We start from the raw sequence: 453 nt of genomic DNA, 5'->3' as shown, positions 1-453 counted from the left end.
ACCTCACCCATACGGAGCGCATGTCCGGCGAGCAGCAGAAGGCGGGATCGGATCCGAAGGTGAAACAACGGGCTGCAAGCATCGGGCAGTCCGCCTCCGACCACCTGCGCCGCATGCCGCAGTGACGCCCCCGAGCGGCCCCGCCCACGAGGGCTGCCGGGTGTCCGGCACCAGGGCGCCCAGCCCCGTTCACAGCCGCAGCCGTGGCGCGCAAAGGCGGGCGCCGCGCGCCCCGAGGCAAACGGCCACCGCCACCGCCCGCCCCTATGCCCCTGCGCCCCTCGCGGGCCGTGGGCGCCGCCCGGGCCGAGTCCGGGTTCCCCGTGCCCGCCAGTGTTCTCCGCACGAGCGGCGGTGAGCCCTCAACTGCGGTTACGCCCCCTGGACCAACCCGTTCGAGGCCCACTTCGGTCCACCGCGGCAGTTCACCCTCGCCAACCGAAATTCCACGCC

The organism is Streptomyces milbemycinicus (assembly GCF_002154605.1).
In the GTDB taxonomy this organism is placed as follows: domain Bacteria; phylum Actinomycetota; class Actinomycetes; order Streptomycetales; family Streptomycetaceae; genus Streptomyces; species Streptomyces milbemycinicus.
This window is presented reverse-complemented; position numbering follows the sequence as displayed.